Below are 21,084 nucleotides of genomic sequence, written 5' to 3'. Positions count from 1 at the left end.
GGGCGAGGAATCTGAGCATCGGAGGCGGGCCGCCCGAGGGGGCGACCCGCCTCCCATCATCGTTTGAGCGCGGAGAACCTGGGAGGTCTGTTGGAGTCTGATTTCCTTAACCGAGCGGGACGCTCCACGCGATCTCGGTGCCCAAACCGCCGATGCCGGGGCCAACATTGAAGTCGCCGCCGTGGCGCCTGGCCCGCTCGCGCATATTCGACAGGCCAGAACTGCGCGTACGATCCGGGGCAATGCCCCTGCCGTCGTCGGCGATGCGCACGGTGATACTCCCTCGCTCGCCGCGTCCGACGATATCGACGAAGACGGAGCCCGCAGTCGCGTGAGCGTGACGCGCAATATTCGACAGGCCTTCGCGCACGACGGCGACGATGTCGTCGCCGAGATCCATGTCGATGCGGGCGTCGATGTCGTCGATCGCGCGAATCTCCTCATCGGGGATCTCATTGATGGCGTGCCCGTCGAGGGTGATGAGCAGGGAGGGCGCGAATCCGAGGACGGAACGGGTCAGCGAGGATTCGCGGCGGATCCTCTCCACGAGGGCGACCGACTGGTCGGGCTCGCGCAGATGATGGACGATAGCGCGGATCTGACGGACTGCCTCGTCGATGGAGGCGAGGGCACGGTCGAAGACATTCGTCATCGCGTCGGTGTCGATGGACCCGTCTGCGACGGCCTGCTTGGCGGCGTCGAGCTGCATGCCGGTGGCGAAGAGCTGCTGGATCGCGAAGTCGTGGAGGTCGCGGCCGATCCGGTCGCGCTCGTCGAGCAGAGTCGCCACGTCCTCCGCATGCCGGGCGGAGGCCAATTCGAGGGCGAGGGCCGCCTGAGAGGCGAGGGACTCTGCGAGGGAGAGCTCCGAGGAATCGAATTCGGGGCTGCCAATGCGGCGCAGAAGGATGAGCACGCCAGCGGCGTTGCCGCGCGACAGCAGAGGAGCGTAGAGAGCGGGCCCGAAGGCGCAGAGCTGGGGGACGCGCATCGTCTGGGCGCGGGCCATTGAATCGACGATCATGCCGGTTCCCTCGTTGAGGACCGACATGGCACGGCCTTGGGAGGGGAAGACGACGCCGAGTAGGGTGTCGGCGAGGTAGCCGTCGGTGATCTCCGCAGCCCAGGTATCGCCGATCGACGGCAAAACGATGATCGCGGTGTCCGCTTTCGATACTTCGCGCACGGTGGCCGCGATGAGTTCGAGAGCCTCCTCCTCGTCGGCCCCCTCGAGCATGGTTGTCGTCAACGACTGGGAGGCGGAGATCCACCGCTCGGTCCTGCGCGCGTCGGCGTACAGGTGCGCGTTCTCCACGGCGATGCCTGCGGCGGGTGCGAGGACAGCGACGATCGCGACATCGGACTCATCAAATCCACCGGGCTTGTCCGTCAAATAGAGGCGCCCGTACACCTGCTCGTGAACGAGGACGGACACTCCGAGGAAGTTCTCGACTCCCGGCGCGCTGATGTCCTCGAGCTCATCCATGTCATTGACGAGGAGGTGGCCGATCGGGGGGATCCGGGAGACGAGGAGATCGGGAACCCCGGGGGCGGGGTCTTCCGCATGCCGTTCGATGAGCAGGGTCGTCGCGCCCCACGTGTCGAGGACAGACAGGGCCCCGTGGCGGGCGCGGGTGAGCGCGCACGCCGAATCGACGAAGGAGGTGAGCGCCGAACGCAGGTCGAGGGTGCTCGTCAGGTCGAGCGCCGCGCGCAGCAGCGTGAGGTCGGTGTGAGTGGGCGTCATTCATCCTCCTGTGCCAATGCCCAACGATAGTGCTCCGACGTGGCGAGCAGGTGCTCATGAGTGCCGCGCGCTTCGATCCGGGCGGGCTGCGACTCGTCGGAGCGCCCCAGCACGATGACTTCATCGGCCGCGTCGAGGGCGGAGAGGCGGTGCGAGATGAGGACGACGCCACGTTCGGGGTCGGTGAGGAGGGATCGGACGAGGGAGTCCGCAGTGGAGGAGTCGAGGTGCTCCCCGGCCTCGTCGACGATGAGGAGGGGAGCAGGCGCGGCGAGTGCCCGTGCGATGAGGAGTCTCCTGCGCTCCCCGCCGGACACGGTCGTCCCGCCGGAGCCGATGAGGGTGTCGATCCCCTGGGGCAGAGCCGCCAGCCAGGAGCCCAACCCGACTGCGCCGACCAGGTGCTCGGCCTCGCCTCGGTCGAGGTCTGCGCGCGACACCTTGAGGTTCTCCAAGACGGAGGTCGCGAAGATGTGGGCGTCCTCGGCGGTGATCGTCACATGGCGGGTGACATCTGCCCGGTCGGCTTCCCATGTGGGCGCACCGTTGAGGGTCGCGGTGCCTGCGCGCGGGGCGAGCATCCCTGCGAGGGTAAGGGCCAGCGTCGTCTTCCCGATGCCCGATGGCCCCACGATGACGATCGAGTGGCCGGGTTCGACCTCGAGGGAAACGTCCTCGACGAGGATGGGGCCGCCAGGCCATCCGACTGACAATCGGTCCGCCGTGATCCTTGGAGCGGGAGAGGGCTCGGGGATCGGGTGTGTGGAGTGGGACTCCTCCTCGCCGAGGAGCTCATCGATGCGCGCCGCAGCGGTCGCGGAGCGCACGAGCTGGACTGCGGCGGGTGCGAGTTCCGTCGTGCCCTCGAAGGAGGCAAGCGGGGTGAGGACGAGGACGCTCAATGCGACGGCCGCAACCGCTCCGGCGCTCGTCTGGGGAATGCCGATGAGCAGGGCGGCAACGACCGAGGCACCCATGGCGAAGCGGTCGATCCCGAACGCGAGGGCGGCCATACGGGCACTGCGGTGGGAGGCGCTCGTCAGTGCGCTCTCCGTGTCCGCTATCCGTGCGCGCAATTCGTGGATGCGCCCCGACACCTGCAGTTCGGTTGCGCCCTCCATAAGTGCGAGTGTGCCCGCCGCGAGTTCGGTCTTCGCTTCGATGGTATCGAGTTCGGCGATTCTGGCGGACCTGATCGAGATCAGCGGTGCGACGACGCCTGAAACGAGCAGACAGGCTCCGACGATGAGCGCTGCAGCGGGGGAGATAAACGCGAGTCCTGCAACGGTGCCGACGCCGACGATAGCCGCGACCAGCACCGGCAGGAGGGTCTTGATGACGAGGTTGCCGACCTCGTCGACATCGACCCCGGTGCGTGCGAGGACGTCGCCGCGGCGCAGCATGGTAATGCGATCGATCCTTCTCGCCGCCAGGGCCCGGTAGAGGTTCTGACGAAGGGAATCCATGCCGCCGATGGCGACCCTATGACTCGCGAGACGCCCCAGGTAGCGCAATACTGCCCGTGAGACTCCGAAGAGTCGCACTGAGGTGGCGGCCACGGTGAGGTAGAGGACTGGAGGGTGTTGGGAGGCGCGGGCGATGAGCCACGCCGATGTGGCGCTCAGCGCAATGGCTGCCCCCAACGCACCCACTCCGAGGAGGACGGATAGGGCGAAGGCCGGGACATCGACGTTGAGGAGAAAGACGATTCGCTTGAGGGAGCGGCGCTCGGTGGCGGTGATGATCATGCGCGCACCGCCTCTTCGGGGACGTCGGAGAGGATGCCCGGCATGTCGATGTTCATCGTCTCACTCGTCGTGTCGGGTGATAGTTGCGGGAAGCGGGCGATCTCCTCGTCAGTGGCATCCGCGCTGGACACTTCGATGATGTCATCCGCGTGCTTGATGAGGGCCCTGCGGTGCGCGATGACAAGGACGGTGCGCCCATCGTCTATGAGGCGCGTCAGAGCCTTCGCGATGACCTCCTCGTTGACGGCGTCGAGGTGCGCGGTCGGCTCGTCGAGGACGACGAGCGGCGCGGCAACGATGAGGGCGCGCGTCAGGGCGAGGCGCTGGCGCTGTCCGACCGACAGGCCGACGCCTCCGAAGCCGAGACGGGTCTGCCACCCGTTCGCCAGGGAGTCGATGACCGCGTCGAAGCCGGTGATGCGGGCGGCCGCCCACAGCTCATCGGTGGGAGCGTCGAGTGAGAGATTGTCGAGGATCGTTCCCGGCATGATCGTCGGGGACTGAGGGACCCACGTGATCTGACGCCACCACGAGTCCGGGTCGATCGAGGAGAGATCAACGCCACGGGTCCCGTCCAACGGGCGTAAGGTAATGGTCCCCTTCGTCGGGTCGAGCATGCCGAGGATCGCCATGATCGTCGTCGTCTTGCCCGACCCGGAGGCGCCGACGAGAGCGGTGATCCGATTCGGGCGGATGATCGCCGATAAGGATGAGGGTGCCCACGTGCCCCTCGCCGCGATCGAAACGGAGTCGAGGACGATGTCGCTGCAGCGCACATCGGGGGCCGCTTCGGGTGAGTCGGACCGGCCCGGCCTCGGCATCTCAATGATCGTGAAGGCCGCCTGTGAAGCTGTGACGCCGTTCGTCGAGGCGTGGAATTGTGCGCCCACCTGGCGCAGCGGCTCGAAGACCTCGGGTGCGAGCATGATGACGGCGAGCCCCGTGAACAGGTCGACGTGTCCGCCGACTAGGCGCATGCCCACTTCGACGGCGATGAGGGCGACCGACAGCGTCGCGAGGAACTCCAGGACTGCGCCGGACAAGAAAGCGACGCGCAGCGTCGCCATGGTGGTGCGAGTGTGCTCCTTGCCGAGGGCCTTGAGGTGGCGGCGGGGACCGTCTTCGCGTCCGAGGCCGCGCAAGGTGGGCAGCCCTGCCATGAGGTCGAGGAGTTGAGAGCCGAGGCGCTCCATGGTCGCCAGTTTCGCCCGCGAGGAGTCCTGCGTGAAGCGGCCGATGAGGATCATAAAGATCGGGATGAGGGGGATGACGAGCACGGCGATCACGCCCGACCAGGGGTCGAGGTAGAGCATGACGGCCAGGGAGAGGGGCGTCGCCGTCAAGGTGAGGACCAGCTGGGGGAGGAATTTGACGAAGTAGGGGACGAGATCGTCGAGTCCGCGCGTCAAGAGCGTCGTCGTATCCGAGGCGTGAACTGCCCTCCATCTCGGCCCGAGTTCTTCCGCGGCGTCGCCGACCGCTCGGCGCAGGTCCCGGATGGCGTTATCCGCGCCGTGCTGGGCGACCTTCTCCCTACCGGCGACGAGGAGCCCGCGAAGGAGGATGATCGCGGCGAGCATGCCGATGAGGGGGAGTACGTCGGACAGGGACTTCTCCCCCGTGATGACCGGGGATGCGGATGCGGAGATGAGCAGTGACTGGGCGATCACTGCCGCGGCGATGAGGGTTCCGAACAGCGCTGTCAGGAGAATCGGACCGCGAGCGGACTTCGCATAACGCAGAAGACGAGGATCGAAAGGACGCACTGAACCATTATTCCCCACAAAGCCTATTTAGGTCGAAAGTCCTGAGATGCGGTGGGGTCCCGGTGTCGTGCCATACCGGGACCCCACCATGTGACGGGGAGATCAGCCCGCGAGGAAGTTCTCTCCCAGACGGATCGACTTGGGCAGCAGTCCGACCGAATGATCGACATCATCGACCGACACCCTTGTGCGGAACACCCAGTACGACCAGGCGGTGTACGCCAGGACGATCGGGACGAAGCACGCGGCGACGATCGTCATCACCGTCAGGGTCGCCTGCGAGGACGACGCCTGCTCAATGGTGAGCGAATACGACGGGTCGATCGAGGATTTCTGAACGGCCGGGGCCATCGAGGAGAAGACCCAGGCGACGGTGCCGGTGATCGCCAGCGCCGAGAACACGAAGGACAGGCCCTCGCGGCGCAGGACCTTTTGCGAGAACACGGCCGACGCGATGATCGACAGGGCGGCGACGAGCAGCGGGACCCACGCGAAGACATTCGTGGTGTACGCGAATTGTCCGATGAGCAAGAACACTGCCGCCACGATGGTGGCGCCGACCGTCAGCGGAGCGGCGAGGGCGTTGGCGCGCTCGCGCACATTGCCCTCCGTCTTGAGTGCGAGGAACTGCGCTCCGTGGGCCAGGCACACGGCCAGGACGGTTGCGCCGCCAAGGATCGTGTAGGGCGTGAGGAGCGAGAAGAACCCGCCGGTCAACTGGTGTGTGGCGGTCGCCAGCGAGTCGGCGACCATATCGGGTGCGACGACCTCGCCCGTCGCCGGGTCGAGGACCTCGATCGCCATGCCCTGGATGAAGTTCGCGAATGCGACGCCGAGCAGAATCGGCACGAGCCATGCGGACACGGCGTGTGTGATGTCCCAGATGCGCCGCCACGCGGGGCTCGCGATCTTCGAACGCCACTCGAGCGCCGAGATACGGATGATGAGGGCGAAGAGGATGAGGAACAGTGCGAGGTACATACCAGAGAACATGGTCGCGTACCACTCGGGGAAGGCGGCGAAGGTCGCACCGCCCGCGGTGAGCAGCCACACCTCGTTCCCGTCCCAGTGGGGGCCGATCGTCCTGACGGCCTGAGTGCGCTCCTCATCGTTCTTGGCGACGAGGGGGAGCAGGGCGCCCACACCGAAGTCGAAGCCCTCGAGGACGAGGTAGGCCGTCCACAAGACGGCGATGAGAATGAACCAGAGGATGGACAGTGACACCTGAGTCTCCTCTCAGTATCCGAAGGAAAGATCGGCGGCAACGGGCTGCTCGGCGCTTTCCCTCTGCTTCTGAGACGTGTGGATGCCCTCAAGGGCGTAGCGCCTCATGAGGAGGAACCAAATGACGCCGAGAATGGCGTACAGCAGGGTGAAACCGATGAGGGTCGCGAGCATCTCTCCCGCCGAGACATTCGGCGAGATGGCCGCATCCGTCATCAGCAGGACGGAGCCCGACAGGTCTCCGGCCTGGAGGGCGAGCAGATTCGGCACGACGATCCACGGCTGTCGGCCCATCTCGGTGAAGAGCCACCCGAAGGTCGCCGCGAGGAAGGGCAGCGGCAGGTTGATGAGGGCGAACCAGCCGAGGAGCTTCGAATCCGACACCCCGCCTTTACGGGTGACCCACAGGCCCCACGCGGCGAGCAGGAATGCCACCATTCCCAGGCCGATCATGAATCGGAAGCTCCAGAAGGTCACCATCTGGGGCGGGCGGAAGTCGTAGGCGGAGGCGTCTCCGTACTTGGCGGTGAAGTCCTCATTCGCATTGAGCAACTCGACCATGCGCTCCTGAATGTCGACGACGCCCTGTACCTCGGCGGTGAAGGAGTTGTGCGACATGAATGCCGCGACGCCGGGGACCTCAAGGAACTTCGTGGGCTGTTTGCCCGACTCATTCAGGGGGCATGACCCGAATTGGGCGACGGTGAAGGCGGCGCCCTCGGTGTCGACGCACACGCCCTCGGCTGCCGCCATCTTCATCGGCTGTTCCTCGACGAGGAGCTGGCCCTGGAAATGGCCGGTCGTCACGGTCCCCAGGCCGCCGATGAGGACGACGAGGAGGCCGAATCGGGCGATGGGGCGCCACACATCCGACGCCTGTGCTCTCGCCTCGGCGGAGCCTTCGCGCTGCGCGCGGACCATCCACCACAGGGCGAGGCCTGCGACAAAGGTACCGGCGACGAGCCAGGCGGAGGCGATGACGTGGACGAACTCCCACAAGAACACGGGGCTCGCGATGATCTGGAAGAAGGACATGGGGCCGTCGAGTTCAGCGCGTCCTGTCTCAGGATTGAACACAGCGCCCACAGGGTGCTGCATCCAGGAGTTCGCGCCGAGGATCCACATGGCGGAGATCGTTGTTCCCGCGGCGACGCACCAGATGGTGACGAGGTGGAGGGTCTTGGACAGGCGTCCCCAGCCGAAGATCCACAGTCCGAGGAATGTGGATTCGAGGAAGAACGCGAGGAGCGCCTCGACGGCAAGCGGGGCTCCGAAAATGTCGCCGACGTAGCGCGAGTACTCCGACCAGTTCATGCCGAATTGGAATTCCTGCACGATGCCGGTGGCGACGCCGAGGGCGAAGTTGATGAGGAGGAGTTTTCCGAAGAATCGGGTGGCCTGTAGCCAATGCTCCCTTCCGGTTGTGTGCCAGCACGTCTGCATGATGGCGACCAATAGCGAAAGGCCGATCGTCAGCGGGACCAGGATGAAGTGGTAGACGGTGGTGATGCCGAACTGCCATCGTCCGATCATGACTGAATCGAGCGCAGCCTGAGCGAGGGTCATGTTGTGTGCCTTCCCTCAAGAGATGTGGTGATGGATGGACCGCTGTTTGACGACGGTCCAGGATTGTCTAGGACTATCGTCATAGGCTTAGTGCAAAAGATAGCCCATAAACCTAGGCCTTTCGGCCGTATAGGGGTGATTGATGCACTTTGGTGACATACATGGCCAAGTCGCCATCTCCTTGGGGGTGACGGGGGCGTGTTTCTTGTCATCATGCAAGCGCGCCGGTGTGTGCGACAATGGTCGCAGACGTGGTTGAGGGGAGCACACCATCGCCTCATGTGCTGCGCCGAGTGGGCCTGCGGGTTCCGGCGAGCCGTCGGGCACAGCGCGAACCGCAATAGGTTTCCACCCCGAGCGGGTGAGTACGAGGGCGACGCCCGGTGTGGGGATGTCGCCGAAAAATGGAGAATCGTGAGCACCGAGAATAACGCGTCGGCACCTCAAACACCGGCGGCTTCGCTGCTGTTCCAAGCACCGGCATTCCAAGCACCCGTCTTCCAGGAGGCTCCGCACGAACGTGAAGCGGCCCCCCAGGAAGCGCCCATCCGGGAGAAGAAAACCCGTTCGCGCCGCAAGGCTGAGCCCGCCGACGCACAAGAGGCGCCTGCAGAAGAATCCGCGCCCGCCGCGCCGGAGACGCCCAAGCGAAAGCGCCGCACCCGCAAAGACAAGGATGCAGACGCCCAGGCCGCACCCGTCCGGGACGAGGCCGCCGAACAGCCGTCGGAGGCCCCGCAGACGGACGACTCCGCCTCGGACGCAGACGAGACCGAAGAGGGGACGAGCCGTCGCCGCCGCCGCCGCTCGCGCTCGACGGAAGCGGTGAACGATGCCGAGCCCGATGACGAGGTGAAGGCCCTCAAGGGCTCCACCAGGCTCGAGGCGAAGAAGCAGCGCCGCAGAGAGGGCCGCAAGGAGGGGCGCCGCCGTCACGGAATCACCGAGTCGGAGTTCCTTGCGCGCCGCGAATCCGTCAACCGTTCCATGGTGATCCGCGACCACGAGGGCCTCGACCAGATCGCGATCCTCGAAGACGGCCTGCTCGTCGAGCACTACGTGGCCAGGCGCACCCAGAAGTCGATGGTCGGCAATATTTACCTGGGCAGGGTGCAGAATGTCCTGCCCTCGATGGAGGCCGCATTCGTCGACATCGGTCGCGGACGCAATGCCGTGCTGTATGCGGGCGAAGTGAATTGGGATGCCGTCGGACTCGAAGGCAAGCAGCGCCGCATCGAGTCCGCCCTCAAGTCCGGCGACCCCGTCCTCGTCCAGGTCACGAAGGACCCGATCGGCCATAAGGGCGCGCGTCTCACCAGCCAGATCACCCTCGCCGGGCGCTACCTCGTCCTCATCCCCAATGGGTCGATGATGGGGATCTCCCGCAAACTGCCCGATCGTGAGCGCAGCCGCCTGAAGAAGATCCTCAAGCAGATCGTTCCCCAGGGCGCGGGAGTCATCGTGCGCACCGCAGCCGAGGGCGCCTCCGAAGAACAGATCCGCGACGACGTCGCACGCCTCGCGAAGCAGTGGGCGGATATTGAGAAGAAACAGACGCAGACGAAGAACGCCCCCGTCCTGCTGCGAGGCGAGCCCGAACTCGCCGTCAGGGTCGTGCGCGATATCTTCAACGAGGACTTCGGCTCGCTCATCATCCAGGGCTTAGACACCTACGACACCGTGAAGTCGTATATCGATGAGCTCTCACCCGAACTGTCGGGCCGTGTGGAGAAATGGGTCGGCACTGACGACGTCTTCGCCGCCAACCGCATCGACGAGCAGCTGTCGAAGGGCATGGACCGCAAGGTGTGGCTGCCCAGCGGCGGCACCCTCATCATCGACCGCACCGAGGCGATGACCGTCATCGACGTCAACACCGGTAAGTTCATCGGCCACGGCGGCACCCTCGAAGAGACGGTCACCCGCAACAACCTTGAGGCCGCTGAGGAGATCGTCCGCCAGCTGCGCCTGCGTGACATCGGCGGCATCATCATCGTCGACTTCGTCGACATGGTCCTCGAATCCAATCGCGACCTCGTTCTGCGCCGTCTCGTCGAATGCCTCGGCAGGGATCGAACGCGCCACCAGGTCACCGAAATCACGTCGCTCGGACTGGTCCAGATGACCCGCAAACGAGTGGGGGAGGGCCTCGTCGAAGCCTTTTCGACGCCGTGCGAGGCATGCGAGGGCCGCGGATTCATCGTCCACTCCCACCCGGTTGAACTCAGCGGAGCCCAGGACCGCACCGGCGGATCGAAGTCCTCGAAGCGTAAGAAGAACCAGGTCGAACTCCGGCGCATCGAGGACGACGCCGAGCACGCGAAGGCAAAGAAAGCACTGTCCGCGATCGCCGCCGCGACCCGCAAGGCGGAGGAGGAGCCGTCGGAGGCCGCCGACACCGATCCGAGCAAGGCCGCGGGGACTACGTCGGGGGCCGATGAGCCCGCCACGGCGGGTGGAGCCGAGGGCAAAGCACCCCGGCCCCGACGTCGCCGCCGCGTCGCCTCAGAGTCGGTCGTCGATGCGCCCGTCGTTGCCGAAACAGTCGGCGGGGCCGCAACACCCGTGGAGCCAGCCCCCGAACCGGTCAAGCGCCCCCGCCGCAGGCGAGCGGTTGCTGCGTCGAGCACGGAACCGCAGGCGCAGGCCCCGGTCGTGACGCTCGAATTGCCCGCTCGAGTCGAACAGTCCCCTGAGGCGGCCACGCAAACCACCGATATGATCACCCTGCCCGAGGCTCCGAGCGACGCCAGCGTCCCCAAGACGAAGAGGCGCCGCCGCGTTGCCTCGACGGGCGTCGTCAACGCCGGGTGAATGCTCCAAGGGGCGCGACCCGCTCTTCGGGGTGTGGAATCGCACAGTGGGAATACTGTGCGAATAGGCCGTCGAAGTTGCCCTTCGTTGGTCGATTCGGCTAAATTTGATCGTCGGCGCAAGAAGCGCCAACGGGATGACTATTCGCTCTGACAGGGGTCGGTGCCGAAGGTTCCCGCTCCGTTTTCGAGAAGAGATGAGCTCAACGTGGTCTACGCGATCGTCAAGGCTGGCGGCCGACAGGAAAAGGTGTCCGTCGGTGACGTCGTCGTCGTCGACAAGCGTGCCGAGGAAATCGGCTCCAGCATAGAGCTTCAGCCGCTGATGCTGGTTGATGGCGATGTCATCACCGTCGACGCTGCCAAGCTGGGTAAGGTCACCGTCAAGGCCGAGGTCGTCGATTCTGCAAAGGGTCCGAAGATCTCCATCATCAAGTACAAGAACAAGTCGGGCTACCGCAAGCGCCAGGGACACCGTCAGAAGATGTCGGTCGTTAAGATCACCGAGATCGCCTGACCTGAGAATCATTCGAGCAGAAAGTAGTTTCTGATGGCACATAAGAAGGGCCTTGGCTCCTCCCGCAACGGCCGCGACTCGAACGCTCAGAGGCTGGGCGTGAAGCGTTACGGCGGCCAGCTCGTCAACGCAGGCGAGATCCTTGTCCGCCAGCGCGGCACCCACTTCCACCCGGGCGACGGCGTCGGCCGCGGCAAGGACGACACGTTGTTCGCCCTGCGCGCCGGTGCAGTCGAATTCGGTACCAAGCGCGACCGCAGGGTCGTCAACGTCGTCGAGCAGGCATCCGCCTGACAACGACGACCATTCGGCAGGGGGCGTCCGGCACAGCCGGGCGCCCTTTTCCCATACACTTCCCACCCCCAGGCTTTAGGGAGTCGATATGGCAGACTTCGTTGATCGCGTGACTATTCACGCGGCGGGCGGTAACGGAGGCAACGGCGTTGCCTCGATCAAGCGCGAGAAGTTCAAGCCCCTCGCCGGCCCCGACGGCGGCGACGGCGGCAATGGGGGGTCTGTGATCCTCGAAGTGGATCCGCAGGTGACGACGCTACTCGCCTACCACCGCAGTCCCCACCAGCGCGCCCAGAACGGCACCGGGGGCATGGGCGACTTCCGCCAGGGCAAGACCGGGCAGGACATTATCTTGCCGGTCCCCGACGGCACCGTCGTCAAATCCACCAGCGGTGAACTCCTCGCAGACCTCACCGGCGCGGGCGGACGTTTCGTTATCGCCGAGGGCGGGCACGGGGGACTGGGCAATGCCGCGCTCGCCTCGAAGGCCCGTAAGGCCCCCGGCTTCGCGCTCTTGGGCGAACCCGGACAAGAGCGCGACGTCGTCCTCGAACTCAAGTCGGTTGCCGATGTCGCCCTCGTCGGATTCCCCTCGGCAGGCAAGTCGTCAATCATCGCCGCCATGTCCGCGGCGCGCCCCAAGATCGCCGACTACCCCTTCACCACCCTCATCCCCAACCTTGGGGTCGTTCAAGCGGGGGACACCCGCTACACGATCGCCGACGTCCCCGGCCTCATCCCCGGGGCATCACGGGGCAAGGGCCTCGGACTGGACTTCCTGCGCCACATCGAGCGCTGCGGGGTCATCGTCCACGTCCTCGACACCGCCGTCTACGACGTGGAGCGCGACCCGGTCTCCGATCTTGAAACGATCGAAGAGGAGCTCGGAGCCTACGAGGGCGATCTGGGAGCCGTCGAGGGCTATGTGCCGCTCATGGAGCGCCCCCGCGTCATCGTCCTCAACAAGATCGACGTCCCCGACGGCCGCGACCTCGCCGAGATCACGCGCCCCGACCTGGAACGATTCGGCTGGCCGATCCACGAGGTCTCGGCGGCCACTCATGAGGGACTCAAAGAACTGTCCTTCACCCTCGCCCGGCTCGTCCTCGAACACCGCGCCTCACTGCCCGCGCTCGAAGCGGCCCGGCCCGTGATCCGCCCCAAGGCGGTGGGCTCTGCTTCGAAGATCAGCGTGACCGTGACCAGCAAAGACGGCGAGGACGTCTACCAGGTGCGCGGCGACAAGCCGGAGCGCTGGGTGCGCCAGACGGACTTCTCCAACGACGAGGCCGTCGGCTATCTCGCCGACCGCCTTGCAGCGGCAGGAGTAGAGGACGCGCTCATGGAGGCGGGCGCCGTCGCAGGGGACACGGTCGTCATCGGAGATCTCGTGGGCGGCGTCGTCTTCGACTGGGAGCCGACGCTGACGACAGGGCCCGAGCTGCTCGGGCAGCGCGGAACCGACCTTCGCCTCGATCAGTCGCAACGCCCCACCCGCAAGGAGAAGCGCGAGGTCTATCATCAGGTCATGGATGCCAAGGCCGCTGCCCGCGAAGAATTGTGGATGGAGCGCCAGGCGGGCATGTGGACCGATGAGGACACGAGCGGGAAGGCGAAGCGGTGACCTCCCTCAAAGGGCGTATCAACGAGGCCGGGCGCATCGTCGTCAAGATCGGCTCCTCCTCCCTGACGAGGGCGGATGGCGGTCTCGACCTCAACCGCATCGACGCGGTCGCCAAACTCGTCGCCAAGTGGAAGACGGTCGGCAAGGAGATCCTCATCGTCTCCTCCGGCGCGGTCGCCGCGGGCATCGACCCGTTGGGGATGGCGCACCGCCCTCGAGACCTCGCCTCCGTCCAGGCTGCCGCGGCAATGGGCCAGGGGCTGCTCGTCGCCCGGTGGAGCGCCGCCTTCCAGGCCCACCATCTCGACGTCGCGCAGGTTCTGCTCACCACTGAGGACGTCATGCGCCGCGAGCACTACACGAATGTGCGCGCAGCCCTCGATCGTCTCATGGGCTTCGGCGTCGTGCCGATCATCAATGAGAACGACGCGGTGACGACCCGAGAGTTGCGATTCGGGGACAATGACCGGCTCGCCTCCTATATCGCACAGATGGTCGCCGCGGACGCCCTCGTCCTGCTCACCGACGTCAACGGCCTGTACACGGCGCCGCCCTCGCGCCCCGGCGCTGCTCTCATTCGGGAGGTCACATCCACCGATCAACTGCACGCCGTCCTCGTCACGGGTTCCGGCTCCGCGATCGGCTCGGGTGGAATGGTCTCGAAGGTCCAGGCGGCGACCATGGCGGCTTCCTCGGGCATCGGCGTGGTCCTGACCAGCGCCGACGAACTCGCCCAAGTGCTTGAGGGCAACGAGTCGGGCACATGGTTCGAACCCACGTCGATCCGGCCGGCGTCGCGGCGCCTGTGGATCGCCCACGCCGCCCCCTCCCGCGGGGAGATTCTCGTCGACGAGGGCGCCGGCGAGGCGGTGACAACGGGGAAGAAGTCGCTGCTCGCCGCGGGCATCACCGGGGTGAATGGACACTTCGACTCCGGGGACGTCGTCAACATCGCGTCGCCGACCAGGTTGGTGGGACGGGGCATCGTCACCTATGATTCGGACACGATCGCCCAGATGGCGGGCTCTTCGGCGGCGGACCTGCGACTGGCGGGCTGGGACCATCCGCGTCCCATCATCCACCGCGACGATCTCGCGCCTGTGCTCTGAACCGCATTCTCGGACCGCGGTGTGCGATTATGAGGCCATGAGCGACATCGACATCTCCTCTATGACCGCAGCCGCCCGCGCATCCGCGCGCGTCCTGGCCACCGCGACAACCGGCGTGAAGAATCGCGCTCTCGCAGCAATCGCCGATGCCGTGGTCGACCGCGGCGATGAGATCCTCGAAGCGAATGCCCTTGACTGCGAGCGAGGCCGCGAGAACTCCATGAGCGAGGGGCTGCTCGACCGTCTCGCGCTCACCGCCCCCCGCCTCGATGCGATCGCCGACGCGGTCCGCGACGTCATCGCCCTCGCGGATCCCGTGGGGGAGGTCATCCGAGGGACGACGAATGAACTAGGGCTGCGTATCACACAGGTGCGAGTCCCCATGGGCGTCATCGGCATGATCTACGAGGCCCGCCCCAATGTCACCATCGACGCCGCCTCTCTCGCCATCAAGTCCGGCAATGCGGTCATCCTGCGAGGGGGCTCTGCGGCGGAGCAGACGAATCGGGTCATCATCTCCGTCATGCGCGACGCCCTGCGAGCAGTGGACCTTCCCGCCGACCTCATCCAAACAGTCGATCCGTGGGGCAGGGGGGGCGCGACTGCGATGATGCGCGCCCGCGGGGGCATTGACGTCCTGATCCCCAGGGGCGGCGCCGGACTCATCACGGCGGTCGTCGCCCAGTCGACGGTGCCCGTCATTGAGACCGGCACCGGGAATTGTCACATCTACGTCGACGCGGGGGCGGACTTGGACGCTGCGGAGCGCATCATCATGAACGCGAAGACGCAGCGCGTCGGAGTGTGCAATGCCGCGGAGACACTCCTCGTGCATGTCGACGCCGCCGAGGAGTTCCTGATCCGCTCTCTTGCGCGTCTGAGCGCAGCGGGCGTCACCCTCCACGTCGATGAGCGCGCCCGCGCGATCGCCGATGCGAATCCGTCGATCGATGCCGACATGGTCGTCGATGCCACTGACGAGGATTGGGAGCGCGAATACTTGGCGATGGATCTCGCGGTCAAAGTCGTCGGCTCCATTGACGAGGCGATCGACCACATCCGCCGCTATTCAAGCGGGCACACCGAGGCCATCTGCACCCGTTCGATCCACTCCGCCAACCGTTTCCGCGCGGAACTCGACTCGGTGGCCGTCGCGATCAACGCTTCCACCCGCTTCACCGACGGCGGACAGCTCGGGCTCGGCGCAGAGATCGGCATCTCCACGCAGAAGCTCCACGCGCGCGGCCCCATGGGCCTTGAAGAGCTCACCACGTCAACGTGGATCATTGAGGGCGATGGGACGATCCGCCCATGAGCGACGAGCACACTCCGACGGGCGAGGTCGGCGCACCGCAGCCGTCGCCGTCGAGGCGATCGGTGACGACGAGCGCCGCGAAGGAGTTCTCCGCGGGGCGCCCTCGCCGATCGATCGGCATCATGGGCGGCACCTTCGACCCCATTCACCACGGGCACCTCGTCGCGGCCTCTGAGGTGATGGAGGTGTTCGCCCTCGACCAGGTGATCTTCGTTCCCGCCGCCATGCAGCCCTTCAAAGCGGGGCATCAGGTGACCGACGCGGAGCACCGCTACCTCATGACGGTCATCGCGACCGCCTCGAACCCCCGGTTCACGGTGTCGCGCGTCGACATCGACCGCGGGCAGACGACCTACACGATTGACACGCTGACGGACTTGCACGGCGAGTACCCGGACACGGACTTCTACTTCATCACCGGCGCGGACGCCCTCACGCAGATCGCGCAGTGGAAGGATGCGGCGAGGCTCTTCGACATGGCGCACTTCATCGGGGTGACGCGCCCGGGTCACGCACTCGACCCGAAGGGTCTCCCCCGCAATGCCGTATCCCTGGTGGAGGTGCCCGCCATGGCGATCTCCTCAACGGATGTGCGCTCGCGTGTCAGCGCTGGCAAGCCCGCGTGGTATCTCGTCCCCGATGGTGTCGTCCAGTACATCAATAAGTATGATCTGTATCGGAATACGTATTATTGACCGGACCATGTGAAGGAGCCGCTGTGTCGGATGAGACACGAACCCTCGTCGAAGCAGCCGTAGAAGCGGCATCGGACAAACTGGCAGAGGATCCCGTTCTCGTCGACGTTTCGGCCAGGCTCGCAATCGCCCAGTATTTCCTCATCCTCTCCGCCCCCACTGAGCGCCAAGTGCGCGCAATCGCCGAAGAGATCATGGACCGCGTCGCACACGAACTGCACATCGAGCCCGCCCATATCGAGGGGCGCTCTGGTGCCCGGTGGATCCTCATCGACTACACGGACTGCGTCATCCATGTCATGGTGGACGAAGATCGACGCTTCTACGCCCTGGAGAAGTTGTGGGCCGACGGCACGATCACCCACGTGGGAACTCAGGCGGGGGTCGGCGCATGAGCGGCGATTCTCAGGCGGGCAGGGGCGCTCGTCGGATTGTCTTCGTCCGCCACGGGCAAACGGATTTCAATGTGGAGCGCCGCTTCCAGGGCATCATTGATCGGCCTCTTAATGAGCGCGGTCGCAGGCAGGCCCGCGAGGCGGGTGCCGTTCTGGCGTCACGGGTCCTGTCCCCGAGCGCTCAGGTCGGCGTCAATGTCGCTCCTCAGGCCAGGTCCCGCATTCAGATTGTGTGCTCGCCTCTGTCGCGCGCTCACGAGACGGCGCAGATCCTGCATGCTTGTTTCCTCGATGCGGGCGCAGACGTCGATGGTCTGAGTGTCGATGAGCGCCTCATCGAGCGCGACTACGGCGTCTTCGAGGGGTTCACGACGATCCAGATCGAACAGACGCACGCCGCTGAACTCGCTCAATGGCGCGATACCGGCGAATGCGCCGAGGCCGGAATCGAGCGTTCGGACGCGGTTGGCGCTCGAATGCGCGACGCGTGCGAGGACGCGGCGAGGTCGGCGGGGAAGGAGTCGACCCTTGTCGTCGTCTCACACGGCAGTGCGATTATCCGGGGTATCCTCACCCTGCTCGGTTTGAATCCCCTGTCCTTCGACGGATTGCGGGGGTTGGACAACTGCCATTGGTCGGAGGTCGTGCGCATGGGCGGTGGGGGCTCGGGCGCATCAGGACGGGCGTCCTGGCGCTTGACCTCGCACAATATCGGGCATCGTGAGGATATTCTCGGCGCTTGACGAGGGCGTTGTGGTGACCTGCACAGGCGGAGGATTTGCCGGATCGGCTCTGCTCCCGCTACTCTTAACAGGTCGCCGTGGGGCGGCATTCAACTGAAGACGGGGCTATGGCGCAGTTGGTAGCGCGCTTCCATGGCATGGAAGAGGTCAGGGGTTCGAATCCCCTTAGCTCCACCATTTTGACGCTCATTTTGATACAAAGCCCGGCTTGGTCGGGTTGGCGTATTGGAATGGGTGTTTTTACTTGTTATCGCGGGTTTCTGGCTGTTGATGGGGTTTCTCGGTGACGGCCTGATCGAGCTCGCGAGGATGGAATGAGGACGGTTTTAGAGGTTGGACTGGGTGCCCTGAGGACGCTGGGACGGTATCCGCTAAATTGTTTGGCGTCCGCTAAAAGGTTTACGAGACACTGAAATACGTGATGTATCAGGATATCCTTGACAGTTGGTCTTGTGATGTGGGGGCATGGTTGTCGAAGATACTCTGCGGCAGAGCACTGTAATGCTTTCCTCGTCCCAGGCCAGGTTTTTTCACCTTATTGGGCGTCCTCCAAGATAAAAAGAGGACCCGTTGATCGAGACGGTTCCGGCCTTATAGACACTTAGCCTCGACTCTGTCGGAGAGTCTTCTGATGCGGCGATCGAGGCCGTGCGCGACTATGTCACGTCACTCGTGAAGGTTGATGTGCCCCAAGGAGTAGAAGTCGCTCACGATCCGCTGCGCATGCGACGACTGCTGGTTGCCCTCGCGCGTGGTATTGCGACCGAGATGACGGTATCGACACTGGCTGCGGGCGCGCAGCTCTCCCGCGATGCGGAGCGACAATATCTGAGTCCTCTGACCCGTGTCCTCGCGTTGGATGACCAACCGGCGTGGTCGAGCCTCCTGCGCTCGAAGGCAAGGCTGCATCAAGAGAGCACAGCGTCGTCTTGCCGATCCTTCATTGGCCGTCGCTGCGCTCAATGCGACGCCTGCCATGCTGATGCGGGATCTGCGCTACACCGATCAGCTATTCGAGTCACAGGTCATTCACGATCTGCGTCTATTCCGGGCAGATGGTGAGCCACGCCTGAGACACCATGGGCGCAGAGGCTAATGCCATCGTCGAGTATCCAGAGGGGCCCGTGCTCCTCGTTGAAGTCAAGCTCGGGTGGCATTCACAAGTCATCGACCAAGCAGCCAAGAGCCCTACCCGCTTCGCCGATAAGATCGATCCTTCGCTTTATCCGGACAACATCCGAGTGATCATCACGGGTAGGGGACTCGCTTTCCGACGCCCTGATGGAGCGCAGGTGGTCCCGCTCGTGTCACTGACTCGTAAACAGCGTCGGCTAGCGGTCGCTGCCGTTGAACATGCCCGACCTGTGCAATACCCCCTACGCCAGCGCCCGTGCGAAGCGCTGGAGGCCATCCCTCAGGCGCTCCTTGCAGGTCGCGACATTCATACGGATGAATGTGCGCCCGGGCTCGCCGTAGATGGAGCCGGGAGACAGGACCAGTCCTGTCGTCTTGCGAATGTGGGAGGCGAGTTCCTTCGAATCCTCGAATCCGCGTTCGCGCATGAACCCGGAGCAGTCGACCCACACGAGATAGGTCGCCTCGGAGTCGAGGGCGTGCGCGCCGGAACAGTGCTCGTTGATGTCGGCGACCGCTTCGCGCTTATTGGCGTCGATATAGGCGCATGCCGCGTCCAGCCATTCTTCGCCCTCGTTATAGGCGGCGACGAGGGCGCCCACGGCGAACGCATTGGGCTCGGCGACCTCGTCGGTGTTGAGTCCGCGCTCGACGCGCGCCCGCAGCCGGGGGTTCTCCACAATGCAATAGGCGGCGTGCAGTCCCGCAATATTGAAGGCCTTCGACGGAGATCCGCAGGTTACAGCGATATCCCTGCAGGTGGGCGAGGCAGCGGCGAAGGGCGTGTGGCGTTTGCCCGGGGCCATGACATCGCAGTGGATCTCGTCGGAGAGGACGGTGACGCCGTTCGCGGCGCACAGGTCGCCCAGGCGGGCGAGAGTCGGCGCATCCCACGCGGTCCCCGTCGGATTGTGGGGGTTGCACAAGATCATGAGGGTGCACTGGGGGTGGGACAGCGCGGCCTCGAGATCCTTCCAATCCATGGAGTACTCCCCGTACTGCTCTTTCAAGGGGGAGGACATGATGCGCCGACCGTTATTCGCGATCGAGTTGTAGAACATGTTGTACACGGGTGGCTGGATCAACACGTACTCGGCCACATTCGTCAATGAGCGCACAGCGGAGGAGATGATCGGGATGACGCCGCTGGAGAAGATGATGGATCCTTCGGGGAAATCGACATCATGCCTGCGCTGCCACCACGATCGCACCGACTGGGCGAAGGAGTCGGGGATGATCGAATAGCCGAAGGTGCCGTTCTGAAGGCGTGCGCCGATGGCGTCGATGATCGCGGGCGCGGTCGTAAAATCCATATCCGCCACCCACATCGGCAATTCGCCGTCATCGATATTCCACGCGTAGGAGCCGATACCGCGACGGTTGACGGGTTGATCGAAAAGAGCGTCGAAGGGGGAGGGCATGCTTACTCCGTGATGAGCCGAGTGCGGGCGGGGTCGATATCGGGGTCGTCGATAGTGATCTGGCCGAATCCTGCGGCGCGGATCCGCCCATTGACGGGGTTGAGGATCGAATCGACTGTCGTCGTGATCTCGGCGTCGATGTCCGTACAGTACTCGAATGCGAGAGTCGTGTTGATGAGTCGGCAGTTGCGCATCGTCAGGCCATTGACGTAGCACAGCCCCTGGAGACTCTCGATCGTGCAGTTCTCCAGGGTGAGGGCACGGGTGTTCCAACCCAGATACTCCCCGGTGATGAACGAGTTGCGCACGATGACGTTCTCACAGTTCCAGAACGCGTCTTTGGCGAGCAGATGGGAATCCTCGACGAGGACGTTGCGGCACGAGTCGAAGGCGTAGTTGCCGACGAGCCGAAGGCCCGTTACTCGAATGTCGGTGCAGTCCTTGGCGAAGTAGTCGCCCGATGCGGTGACATTCGCGAGGGTGATGCGCTCGTTCCACCACAGGGTCTCCTGGGCGTCGGTGAAGGCGGTATCGGTGATGGTGACGTCCGAGCAGCGGCGGATGCCCTTGGGCGCTTGGTAGGTGCAATTGACGAGGTCGACGTCCCGTGTGTACCAGATGCCCGCCCGGGCCATGGTGAGGAAAGCACTATTGGCGACTGTGATGTCCCGGCAGTACCACAGGGGGTACTTCCAGCGGAAGATCGAATCGTCGATGCTGATGCGGGCCGACTCCTTCAGAGGGCTCTCACCGTTGTCGAAGACTGAATCGGTGATGGTCAGATCGCGGGCCTTGAACAGTGCCCGCTCCCCGGTGAATCGCTGCTGTGCCACAGTGTCCATGCAGATGCCTGCCCCCTGTCGATGGTCGATGCTTCCACTATGCGCCCGGGGCGCACAAGCGGCCACCGGAGTCCATATGGCGTTCAATCGGTGCTATTCGACTTGCGCAGCCCAAGCCGTCCATTGAAGCG

The 21,084-nt window shown here is 64.8% G+C and carries 17 protein-coding genes and 1 tRNA gene; 10 read left to right on the top strand and 8 right to left on the bottom strand.

Annotated elements, in window-relative coordinates; genetic code table 11:
* Positions 1–106: 106 nt before the first annotated feature.
* The 5 genes from BQ7471_RS01535 to BQ7471_RS01515 form a co-directional block, all read right to left on the bottom strand.
* Positions 107–1,747: a GAF domain-containing sensor histidine kinase gene (locus BQ7471_RS01535; protein ID WP_076463701.1), complete on the bottom strand. Its 1,641-nt coding sequence runs from the start codon at positions 1,745–1,747 to the stop codon at positions 107–109.
* Positions 1,744–3,495 (bottom strand): thiol reductant ABC exporter subunit CydC, encoded by a 1,752-nt coding sequence (gene cydC, locus BQ7471_RS01530; protein WP_076463700.1) that lies wholly within the window; start codon positions 3,493–3,495, stop codon positions 1,744–1,746. The genes BQ7471_RS01535 and cydC overlap by 4 nt, the downstream gene beginning before the upstream one ends.
* The gene (gene cydD / locus BQ7471_RS01525; protein WP_076463698.1) at positions 3,492–5,261 is read right to left on the bottom strand and encodes a thiol reductant ABC exporter subunit CydD; all 1,770 of its coding nucleotides are present in this window, start codon (positions 5,259–5,261) and stop codon (positions 3,492–3,494) included. The genes cydC and cydD overlap by 4 nt, the downstream gene beginning before the upstream one ends.
* Before the next feature lie 102 nt (positions 5,262–5,363).
* A complete protein-coding gene (gene cydB, locus BQ7471_RS01520; protein ID WP_076463697.1) occupies positions 5,364–6,485 on the bottom strand; it encodes a cytochrome d ubiquinol oxidase subunit II in 1,122 nt (373 codons plus the stop codon).
* Positions 6,486–6,497: 12 nt separating this feature from the next.
* A complete protein-coding gene (locus BQ7471_RS01515) occupies positions 6,498–8,051 on the bottom strand; it encodes a cytochrome ubiquinol oxidase subunit I (RefSeq protein ID WP_076463695.1) in 1,554 nt (517 codons plus the stop codon).
* A 414-nt stretch (positions 8,052–8,465) separates the two neighbouring features.
* Between BQ7471_RS01515 and BQ7471_RS01510 the strand changes: the two genes are divergently transcribed.
* The 10 genes from BQ7471_RS01510 to BQ7471_RS01465 all read left to right on the top strand — a co-directional run bounded on the left by BQ7471_RS01510 (position 8,466) and on the right by BQ7471_RS01465 (position 17,733).
* Complete coding sequence (locus tag BQ7471_RS01510) at positions 8,466–10,865, top strand: Rne/Rng family ribonuclease (RefSeq protein ID WP_076463694.1); 2,400 nt, start codon at positions 8,466–8,468, stop codon at positions 10,863–10,865.
* Between the two features lie 207 nt (positions 10,866–11,072).
* Positions 11,073–11,381 (top strand): 50S ribosomal protein L21, encoded by a 309-nt coding sequence (gene rplU / locus BQ7471_RS01505; RefSeq protein WP_076463692.1) that lies wholly within the window; start codon positions 11,073–11,075, stop codon positions 11,379–11,381.
* A gap of 33 nt (positions 11,382–11,414) precedes the next feature.
* Positions 11,415–11,675 (top strand): 50S ribosomal protein L27, encoded by a 261-nt coding sequence (gene rpmA, locus BQ7471_RS01500; RefSeq protein ID WP_076463691.1) that lies wholly within the window; start codon positions 11,415–11,417, stop codon positions 11,673–11,675.
* Positions 11,676–11,763: 88 nt separating this feature from the next.
* Positions 11,764–13,299, top strand: a complete 1,536-nt coding sequence (obgE, locus tag BQ7471_RS01495) for a GTPase ObgE (protein WP_076463689.1) — start codon at positions 11,764–11,766, stop codon at positions 13,297–13,299.
* Positions 13,296–14,408: a glutamate 5-kinase gene (gene proB / locus BQ7471_RS01490; protein WP_076463688.1), complete on the top strand. Its 1,113-nt coding sequence runs from the start codon at positions 13,296–13,298 to the stop codon at positions 14,406–14,408. The genes obgE and proB overlap by 4 nt, the downstream gene beginning before the upstream one ends.
* A 37-nt stretch (positions 14,409–14,445) precedes the next feature.
* The gene (locus BQ7471_RS01485) at positions 14,446–15,723 is read left to right on the top strand and encodes a glutamate-5-semialdehyde dehydrogenase (RefSeq protein ID WP_076463686.1); all 1,278 of its coding nucleotides are present in this window, start codon (positions 14,446–14,448) and stop codon (positions 15,721–15,723) included.
* Positions 15,720–16,418, top strand: coding sequence for a nicotinate-nucleotide adenylyltransferase (nadD, locus tag BQ7471_RS01480; protein WP_083663180.1), 699 nt, complete (start codon positions 15,720–15,722; stop codon positions 16,416–16,418). Before BQ7471_RS01485 ends, nadD begins: the two co-directional genes overlap by 4 nt.
* Before the next feature lie 23 nt (positions 16,419–16,441).
* Complete coding sequence (rsfS, locus tag BQ7471_RS01475) at positions 16,442–16,813, top strand: ribosome silencing factor (protein WP_235821203.1); 372 nt, start codon at positions 16,442–16,444, stop codon at positions 16,811–16,813.
* Positions 16,810–17,556 (top strand): histidine phosphatase family protein, encoded by a 747-nt coding sequence (locus BQ7471_RS01470; protein WP_076463683.1) that lies wholly within the window; start codon positions 16,810–16,812, stop codon positions 17,554–17,556. Before rsfS ends, BQ7471_RS01470 begins: the two co-directional genes overlap by 4 nt.
* A gap of 101 nt (positions 17,557–17,657) precedes the next feature.
* Positions 17,658–17,733: transfer RNA gene (locus BQ7471_RS01465), tRNA-Ala, on the top strand.
* A gap of 489 nt (positions 17,734–18,222) precedes the next feature.
* Here the strand turns inward: BQ7471_RS01465 and BQ7471_RS11310 are convergent.
* The 3 genes from BQ7471_RS11310 to BQ7471_RS01450 form a co-directional block, all read right to left on the bottom strand.
* Positions 18,223–18,381 carry a hypothetical protein gene (locus tag BQ7471_RS11310; protein ID WP_159438503.1) on the bottom strand — a complete coding sequence of 53 codons (159 nt, stop codon included), beginning with the start codon at positions 18,379–18,381 and terminating at the stop codon, positions 18,223–18,225.
* Between the two features lie 551 nt (positions 18,382–18,932).
* Positions 18,933–20,111: a MalY/PatB family protein gene (locus tag BQ7471_RS01455; protein WP_076463681.1), complete on the bottom strand. Its 1,179-nt coding sequence runs from the start codon at positions 20,109–20,111 to the stop codon at positions 18,933–18,935.
* A gap of 2 nt (positions 20,112–20,113) precedes the next feature.
* Positions 20,114–20,953 carry a DUF3737 family protein gene (locus BQ7471_RS01450; RefSeq protein WP_076463679.1) on the bottom strand — a complete coding sequence of 280 codons (840 nt, stop codon included), beginning with the start codon at positions 20,951–20,953 and terminating at the stop codon, positions 20,114–20,116.
* Positions 20,954–21,084 lie beyond the last annotated feature (131 nt).

The sequence above is a fragment of the Actinomyces mediterranea genome (assembly GCF_900155595.1).
GTDB classification, from domain to species: Bacteria; Actinomycetota; Actinomycetes; order Actinomycetales; family Actinomycetaceae; genus Pauljensenia; species Pauljensenia mediterranea.
This window is presented reverse-complemented; position numbering and strand designations above follow the sequence as displayed.

What these genes read in the sequence shown, in the direction of transcription:
- BQ7471_RS01535 (WP_076463701.1), bottom strand. Translation starts at nt 1,747, where the DNA reads ATGACGCCCACTCACACCGACCTCACGCTGCTGCGCGCGGCGCTCGAC.
- cydC (WP_076463700.1), bottom strand. Translation starts at nt 3,495, where the DNA reads ATGATCATCACCGCCACCGAGCGCCGCTCCCTCAAGCGAATCGTCTTT.
- BQ7471_RS01515 (WP_076463695.1), bottom strand. Translation starts at nt 8,051, where the DNA reads ATGACCCTCGCTCAGGCTGCGCTCGATTCAGTCATGATCGGACGATGG.
- rpmA (WP_076463691.1), top strand. Translation starts at nt 11,415, where the DNA reads ATGGCACATAAGAAGGGCCTTGGCTCCTCCCGCAACGGCCGCGACTCG.
- obgE (WP_076463689.1), top strand. Translation starts at nt 11,764, where the DNA reads ATGGCAGACTTCGTTGATCGCGTGACTATTCACGCGGCGGGCGGTAAC.
- BQ7471_RS01485 (WP_076463686.1), top strand. Translation starts at nt 14,446, where the DNA reads ATGAGCGACATCGACATCTCCTCTATGACCGCAGCCGCCCGCGCATCC.
- nadD (WP_083663180.1), top strand. Translation starts at nt 15,720, where the DNA reads ATGAGCGACGAGCACACTCCGACGGGCGAGGTCGGCGCACCGCAGCCG.
- BQ7471_RS01470 (WP_076463683.1), top strand. Translation starts at nt 16,810, where the DNA reads ATGAGCGGCGATTCTCAGGCGGGCAGGGGCGCTCGTCGGATTGTCTTC.
- BQ7471_RS01455 (WP_076463681.1), bottom strand. Translation starts at nt 20,111, where the DNA reads ATGCCCTCCCCCTTCGACGCTCTTTTCGATCAACCCGTCAACCGTCGC.
- BQ7471_RS01450 (WP_076463679.1), bottom strand. Translation starts at nt 20,953, where the DNA reads ATGGACACTGTGGCACAGCAGCGATTCACCGGGGAGCGGGCACTGTTC.